The sequence below is a fragment of the Alteromonas sp. 4NS20-0143 genome (genome assembly GCF_057542855.1).
On sequence record NZ_BAAJLR010000013.1, the window covers coordinates 79,179 to 85,703 of the forward strand.

Sequence of the window (6,525 nt, forward strand, 5' to 3'; positions counted from 1 at the left end):
CTATGCGGGGCTTTTTATTGCCATCCGTCCTCTAGAACGAGCTACCAAGTAGATCAATCTATACGTATTTAGAGTATGTAGTAAAGTTCACACGCCCTAATAATTATTCAAAAGGTAAGTTAATGTCACTGCGCTCGTTTACGCAATTTTGCTTTGTTGTCCTATTGATAAGTGTAGTCACACTGGTGTTTAGTGGGCCTGCACTCGCATTCTTTGAAAAAGAGCAGGCAGAATTAGGCGCAACAGGCTGTAACGACCCTAAATACAAGCAGTTTGTTGAAGAGCGGCTTGACTATTTTGAACGCAAAAACAAGCGAATGTTGAACCGTACTCAACGAGACTATGAGCGAAGCAGCCAAGCGAATAGCAATCCGTATCAAGTGATAGGGGATTTAAGCCGACACCTTATTTACAGCGCTCAATTTGAGTCGGTACCAACCGTAAACGCCAAGATTGACCTTATGTTCCAGCACGGCGAACGCCTAAGCAGAGATCAGCAAATAGCCGGTAATGTATTTGATAATTTTAGTACAGAAGCGCATTTTGTTGGAATAGCCAGGGCGTGGGTGGCCTATCGGCAGGGACGTAACCAAGAGGCCTTCAATGAGCTATTAACGTCAATTGATGTAAGTAACTCAGCTGTTATGGAATCATTTGGACCTGACTTCACCTTTATCCGCCGTATCTACCGCGATGGTCACACCAAGCCAGTCGTTGCCTATATTAACAAAACCAAAGATTTTTGGACAGGAAAGCGCGCGGATGCGCTTCGCTTTGCGTGGCTCACCATGATTGAGCAGGGCTGCGCTATTCAGTTTGATTCACTCGATACTATTAAATTTGCAGAGCTGGGTCTTACAGCAAAGTAGGCAGCCAGTAAAGATGGCCTTGTAAGTCGATGGTAATACGCAACTAGCTATTAAAAGAGACAAGCTAAATAATCTAGTATCAGACGAAGCGGGGCCAATAGCCTGCTGTTAACCTAATATATTTGGTTGGCATTATCGCTATATACGCAACCGCCAAGAATAATCTGAAACCACGTAATGAAGGCTCGGCTGTAAGGTGAATAACATCATTCCCAGAGGGAGTAACGGCGAGTTTATTTGAACGGCACCAATCGATACTCAAATATACTTCTTGTGTATTTGTCTTAATTTCAAAATCTTTTGTTTCACCGTCGCTTATTTTTCCTAAAGTGATGCCATTGGCAATAACGGTGTAGTTTCTTGTTCTGTCCGCAAAGCCGCTGTCTCGAGTTATCCGAAGTATTGTCATTTTATATCCTTGGCATTACGGCAAAAACTGTGTTGCGTGTAAGCTCTTAAGTAAGGGGAGTTAGCGCGTTTATACGCTTTCATGCTTAGGGCTTGAAAAAGTGGATTCCCAAGATACTAGTGCTGCGCAGAGGCTCGATATTATGAGAGTGAGGATAGATGCGCCAATACCAAAGAAGCCAACCATAACTGATTTGAATAAAGCCGGTTGACCGCTGTAAACAAGGCTTCCTCTGACCAGCGTTGGCTCACTTTGGGAAAAGTAATTCAGCGTAACAGCAAGAAACAACACCATAGCGAGTCCAAAGAAAACGTATCCCAACTAGGCTAGGTAGCGCGCGATACACAATAATGCGCCTAGGTTATTAGGCTTTAAGTTGGAGTAGGGTACTAGTGTCATAATAATTCCATTTATAGGTCTTTACATTGGTTTTTTGTTTTCTGGCATTATTGATAAAAGTATACAAGTAACGTAAAGGTGGCGACTATTGAAACGCTTCCTGTTAAAAGCACAAATAACATAAAAATTGCCGCTTTCACTTTAACCTCCTGTCTGTCTAAAAATATACATTTCCACTGAGGGCGACACTACATGGGTTAAAATCAGAACGAAGTCAGTCAACTCAGGTGCTAGTGTTCCAGCTCGCTCAGCGAGCGGACTTAACTTCTCTTGTATTCTCTAACCGCTAAACAAAAAAAGAGGGCCGACAACGGAGTGAGCAGGCTTATTACGAATACAGACAATATTCCTACAATCAATAGCGCACTTGATTCACCGATAAAAGTAACAAGTTGCCCCGAAACCACGCCCAAGAAAGAATAAGACGGACTAAAATGGGCTAGCGCCCCGACAACGGCTAAAGAAATTAAATAATAAGGAAAGCTGTCAAAAGCCTCTATATGACCAGTTAAATCATAGCTGAAGTGCCAAATGCCAAATCCAGCAATTGCAGAAAGAACAAAAGCAAAAAAGTTTTATTTATTCATAAATTCCCTTTAAAAAGTATAGCGAGTTGCATAAGCGATTTTGGCGGCTCTTGTCAGAACCCGTTTGATGTTTTGTTATGTAACCCGGCTCTTTGAACCAAATTTTTTCCTATTCAAACCTAACGTTATCAACCCTATAAATGCCAACAAAGTGCCAATCGGAATGATAAAAAGTAATAAGAATGAATAAAATATCAAAGTCCAAAACAGCCAACTAGTGCGGTACTTTAGTACCGTAACGGAAACTAATAAAAACACTAACCCCAACATAAAAAGACCAACACCCACCACAATAGGCTTCAACATTGACATATCTTTCTGGGTAATTTTAGGTTCATTGGTACTGAAAAGGCTTATGTCTTCAAATGAAGAGTAGATGGGGAAGAGCGCATCTGCCATTCCCAATGGAAGTGCCCAAAAAAGCAATAAGCCTAAAATTGTAATGTATTTCCCTATAACCTCTTTACTCATTTGTTCCCTCGTAATTAGTTGTTGGTTTTATTCCATAACGGGCAATGGTCTATTGGCGAAATCGGCGAAATCGGCGAAAGTGGCAAAACCGTTGGCGAGTCATACTCCCAGCCCGCAAAGCGTAATACGTTAGTTTGCTCGTTACGTTTTGTTGCTTGATTTATTTCGCCGAGCTAAAAAGATAGCACACAACAAAACCGGCAATAGCTTTGCTAATGTAAGCGCAAGGTTGTACCACATAGCGTCATTATTAAGCGCGATAGTAGCCAAGCCATATACCATAAACAGAATAAACGGAGCGATAAGAAAGGAAGCATTGACCATGTTAAAAAGCCGCCTAAAAATTACCGCGAGCAGATAAAACGAAAGTGTGAGCGGCAGACCAATAGTAATGAAGCTTGTTAATGACAAAGCCAAAGTTGGTGAAAGTTGCATGAGAGGTAATAGAATCTTTTCTGGGACGGCAACTGCAGCGCCATAGCCCATAATCACTATCGACAGACAGACAAATAAAATGCCGGCAGCAAAAGATAGAGACCTGTTTGCCAAAGGCTTATTTTGTAGATTCATTTCCATATCAAAGTTCCTTTTAAAAAGCCTAATAGCTTGCTATTGGCCAATAGTAGTTTGCTAAGATAGCGGCGAAGCTTCGCCATACTTGTGTCTCAGTGTACCTGCTATTTGGCACATAAATTAAGCGCGTTGTAACATTTAATGAGGTGATACATTCACTGAAACTTTAGTTAGTGAATTGGCTGCCAACTCCATTACTTGTTTGTAGGTAAGGCCATCCATCTTTTTGCTTAAAATATAGTAATTGATTGACTCCATAGTGGGGTCATCAAGCAAGTCATTAGCACTAGTCACGTCAGAAAATTGTATAGCAACCAACGCTGCGGCAAAGTCGACTCTTTTATTGTTGGGTAACTTTTTTAGCATGTAGCCAATATCGTTTTGGATCGACGTTTCGCTGCTTCCATTGAAAACAAATTCTTCTTTGGTGCTGGCGCAACCCAATAAAGCAATAAACGCAATTGATAGAAATAAAACTCTCATAACCTTCCTTAAATATCTGTTCCTGAAAACGCAGTGAGTGAGTTTATCTGGTCTTTAGGTTCGGCCAAGCTTGTCTAAAAAAAGCCTACATACGGAATAAAAGGCGAGTCCGAGACAGCTAACAGCTATAGCTGCACAAGGGACTGCGACGATGATCATACCTTTATTCCAACCATAAAAGGCCATGACGGAACATATGAGACCGAGGGACACTTCAATTAAAAAGTGTTCCCATTGCAATGTGTAGCCGGTATCGATTGGCCTGATAAAGAAGTTGATTTTGAATGACATTTTACTCATTCCTTTGCATCATATAATCCCGAACTAGAGGGCTTAAATACGTGGGGCATGAAGGCTAAGCTGCCGCCTGTTTTGTATCAGCAGCTTGCGAAGCAAACTGCGAGTTCAGTGTTTATGTCTCATGCGGAATACCCATGAAAGACAGCCCTTTATTAAAGCAAAATATCTCTTCAATATCTTGGTAAGAGCCCTGAACCCAGCATAAAGATCGAAATTTTTCATAATGTGAGCGGAACGCTGTCTCGATTAAAGAAGCATCGTCTTGCATGATAGAAGCAAAATTCTTCGACTTCAAAACCATGAACAGAAAATCTTCGTCGTCTATGAAAAATGAATCCCAAAAATAACCCTTTTGCTGCATTTCAGAGAAAGGTTCGGTGGGGTTTTGTTTAATGTAGTCAACAAGCTCCAATAATTTTTCTTTGGAGTTAGGCTGTAGTTTCACTTTTAACAATTTCGATTCCATTCGATTTCCTAAAGAACTGATCTTACACACTAAAAGTAGATATTCATGTTAACCATATGCCGCCACAGCACTTGAACCTGTCGACGCCACTTGCAGCTTTGTTGCGCTGAAAAAAACAGCTCTGCGGTTTGAAGTTACCGGATTGCTAGGTACAACGTTCACTTGATTTCAACTCTGACAGTTCATGCAATAAATCCGCTTTTTTCATTGCAGCTTGTCCAGTGCCTGCAATCATCCCAGCGAAAAAGATGGCAGTGCCAACCGAGTATAATTCGCCTCCAGAGAAATGAACAAAGCCAATATAGCTAATCATACAAAAAAATAAAAAAGCGGGCATAGAATTAAGTCTATTAATTTCTTTTTCTAATTTGGCAATGCGTTTATTTCTTTGTAGAGAAATAATGCCATCAACATCTTCAGTAGTCTTTATATTCATGATTTCTCCAGTTGTGCCTAACCTTCTTTTGAGTTCTAGCCTGCCGCTGCGGGCGATATGATTTTCTTGTTAAGAAACATTGTAGGTATTATCTGAATTCAAGCCGATTAACTTTCTGACTTAAGTGCGTAATAATGTGGCAGCAATAAGCGCCAGCTAAGCGTAAAACGTCCACGTTAATGCATTTGTTATATGTGGTCATTTTACAGGAGTGCCGCTTTTTGGCTTTCAAACTCTTCTTGGGTAATAACACCTTGTTCTTTTAACTCATGCAGCTTTCGAATTTCATCTGCTGAACTGAATGTATTACCGCTGCGTGATGATGAGCTATTACTGGGCAATATAAAGCTCCAAACCAATGCAATAAACCAACCTAACCACAAGAAAATAGAGCAAAAAATATTAAAAAGAATTATTAGTATCTTATGGGGATGATTTTTAATTAACGCGATAATTGAAGGAAGAAATAGAAATAGTAGTAACACCAATAAAATCAACAGTTGCCGAATGCCAGTGTCATCCATAATAAACTCCTTTTAAAAAAAACTATTATCCAAATTCCGTACGCATAAGCATATAAATTCTAAACAAGGGGCGCAGGGGCGTGGGCTAATATACGAAGCAGCCCACGTGTTAGCGTCCCAGCGAAGGTCGTGAGTGACTTAATGTTTTGTTAGAAGCCCAAACGCCGTTGTTCATTGCGAAGAATGTGTGGCCTCACATTACCACCAAATGTTTGTTTATACACCTTGCCTAAGTCTGAAGTTAATTCCAGCGATATTAGGTAAGGTGAGCCCGCTTTTGTCGAAAGACTTAAGCGTTTTATTAGGCATGTTTACAAACACCCTCGTTACTCAATTGCTCTTTAACTTCTAAGATAAATTTATTCGTTTGCTCTTCTGTTCCCAAAAGTTTTTTATTTGATAAAAATAGACCTTGGATGTCTTCGAATATACTTATACTCGTTTCTAAATTTGCACAATGGTAGGCCTTCAAACTCTTCTCATTGTCTTGAGTTAAAAGGCTGACGGACTGAGAGGCTATAAGCATTTCAGAAACATTGGATGATTGGATGCTATGAATGAATAAAATATACCCTAGAAACCCAGCAATAAGCGCCCCCAAAGCGAAAGAAGAAATACAATAAGCCAACGTTTTCATAGTTTTCCTTTTGAGTGCCTTATTTTTCAGTAATGGGCGTAAGCACGTGTAGCGTAATGGCGAAGCCACCTTGCGTGTTAACGTCCTGTGCGCGCGTAGCGAGTGTTTATGCGCTTGTTATAAGAAATACTACTTGTCGTTCGGCTTTAGTGGTGCCAATAGCAAGTAAATTATGAAGCTTAGCCAACTAACAAAAAGAGTGGCAAGTATCCAAGCCAGTTTTTCATTTTTTCCTACTTTGTTTGATTTTCCAATGACAAACAACGGAACAAACCAAAACACACCAAGTATTATTAGCATAGGAAGCCAGCTAATGAAGAGTTCTGATAACAACAATTGGTCTTCGATCATCTATGATATTTCCATGTCTT

At 40.3% G+C, this 6,525-nt stretch carries 11 protein-coding genes; 1 reads left to right on the forward strand and 10 read right to left on the reverse strand.

From position 1 onward, the window contains the following. The first annotated feature begins 122 nt into the window (after positions 1–122). Complete coding sequence (locus AC27HD_RS18150) at positions 123–869, forward strand: hypothetical protein (RefSeq protein ID WP_487107638.1); 747 nt, start codon at positions 123–125, stop codon at positions 867–869. Positions 870–948: 79 nt separating this feature from the next. Here the strand turns inward: AC27HD_RS18150 and AC27HD_RS18155 are convergent, their stop codons facing one another. From AC27HD_RS18155 to AC27HD_RS18200, 10 genes are all read right to left on the reverse strand, one after another. Continuing rightward, positions 949–1,278 carry a hypothetical protein gene (locus AC27HD_RS18155; RefSeq protein WP_487107640.1) on the reverse strand — a complete coding sequence of 110 codons (330 nt, stop codon included), beginning with the start codon at positions 1,276–1,278 and terminating at the stop codon, positions 949–951. Positions 1,279–1,347: 69 nt separating this feature from the next. Next, positions 1,348–1,572 (reverse strand): hypothetical protein, encoded by a 225-nt coding sequence (locus AC27HD_RS18160; RefSeq protein ID WP_487107642.1) that lies wholly within the window; start codon positions 1,570–1,572, stop codon positions 1,348–1,350. 767 nt (positions 1,573–2,339) lie between these two features. After that, positions 2,340–2,735 (reverse strand): hypothetical protein, encoded by a 396-nt coding sequence (locus tag AC27HD_RS18165; RefSeq protein WP_487107644.1) that lies wholly within the window; start codon positions 2,733–2,735, stop codon positions 2,340–2,342. A gap of 141 nt (positions 2,736–2,876) precedes the next feature. Next, a complete protein-coding gene (locus AC27HD_RS18170) occupies positions 2,877–3,311 on the reverse strand; it encodes a hypothetical protein (protein ID WP_487107646.1) in 435 nt (144 codons plus the stop codon). 135 nt (positions 3,312–3,446) lie between these two features. Continuing rightward, positions 3,447–3,791 carry a DUF6694 family lipoprotein gene (locus tag AC27HD_RS18175; protein ID WP_487107648.1) on the reverse strand — a complete coding sequence of 115 codons (345 nt, stop codon included), beginning with the start codon at positions 3,789–3,791 and terminating at the stop codon, positions 3,447–3,449. 412 nt (positions 3,792–4,203) lie between these two features. Further along, complete coding sequence (locus AC27HD_RS18180; protein WP_487107650.1) at positions 4,204–4,557, reverse strand: hypothetical protein; 354 nt, start codon at positions 4,555–4,557, stop codon at positions 4,204–4,206. Between the two features lie 145 nt (positions 4,558–4,702). After that, on the reverse strand, positions 4,703–4,993 hold the full coding sequence (locus AC27HD_RS18185) for a hypothetical protein (RefSeq protein WP_487107652.1): 291 nt from the start codon (positions 4,991–4,993) through the stop codon (positions 4,703–4,705). 203 nt (positions 4,994–5,196) lie between these two features. Further along, positions 5,197–5,517 carry an SHOCT domain-containing protein gene (locus AC27HD_RS18190; protein WP_487107654.1) on the reverse strand — a complete coding sequence of 107 codons (321 nt, stop codon included), beginning with the start codon at positions 5,515–5,517 and terminating at the stop codon, positions 5,197–5,199. Between the two features lie 301 nt (positions 5,518–5,818). Then, positions 5,819–6,154 (reverse strand): hypothetical protein, encoded by a 336-nt coding sequence (locus AC27HD_RS18195; RefSeq protein ID WP_487107655.1) that lies wholly within the window; start codon positions 6,152–6,154, stop codon positions 5,819–5,821. 129 nt (positions 6,155–6,283) lie between these two features. Beyond that, complete coding sequence (locus AC27HD_RS18200) at positions 6,284–6,505, reverse strand: PLDc N-terminal domain-containing protein (protein ID WP_487107657.1); 222 nt, start codon at positions 6,503–6,505, stop codon at positions 6,284–6,286. Positions 6,506–6,525: the final 20 nt, after the last annotated feature.

Bases quoted from the DNA above. Each gene is read 5' to 3' on its own strand.
- AC27HD_RS18150 (WP_487107638.1), top strand. From the start codon at position 123: ATGTCACTGCGCTCGTTTACGCAATTTTGCTTTGTTGTCCTATTGATA.
- AC27HD_RS18155 (WP_487107640.1), bottom strand. From the start codon at position 1,278: ATGACAATACTTCGGATAACTCGAGACAGCGGCTTTGCGGACAGAACA.
- AC27HD_RS18160 (WP_487107642.1), bottom strand. From the start codon at position 1,572: ATGGTGTTGTTTCTTGCTGTTACGCTGAATTACTTTTCCCAAAGTGAG.
- AC27HD_RS18165 (WP_487107644.1), bottom strand. From the start codon at position 2,735: ATGAGTAAAGAGGTTATAGGGAAATACATTACAATTTTAGGCTTATTG.
- AC27HD_RS18170 (WP_487107646.1), bottom strand. From the start codon at position 3,311: ATGGAAATGAATCTACAAAATAAGCCTTTGGCAAACAGGTCTCTATCT.
- AC27HD_RS18175 (WP_487107648.1), bottom strand. From the start codon at position 3,791: ATGAGAGTTTTATTTCTATCAATTGCGTTTATTGCTTTATTGGGTTGC.
- AC27HD_RS18180 (WP_487107650.1), bottom strand. From the start codon at position 4,557: ATGGAATCGAAATTGTTAAAAGTGAAACTACAGCCTAACTCCAAAGAA.
- AC27HD_RS18185 (WP_487107652.1), bottom strand. From the start codon at position 4,993: ATGAATATAAAGACTACTGAAGATGTTGATGGCATTATTTCTCTACAA.
- AC27HD_RS18190 (WP_487107654.1), bottom strand. From the start codon at position 5,517: ATGGATGACACTGGCATTCGGCAACTGTTGATTTTATTGGTGTTACTA.
- AC27HD_RS18195 (WP_487107655.1), bottom strand. From the start codon at position 6,154: ATGAAAACGTTGGCTTATTGTATTTCTTCTTTCGCTTTGGGGGCGCTT.
- AC27HD_RS18200 (WP_487107657.1), bottom strand. From the start codon at position 6,505: ATGATCGAAGACCAATTGTTGTTATCAGAACTCTTCATTAGCTGGCTT.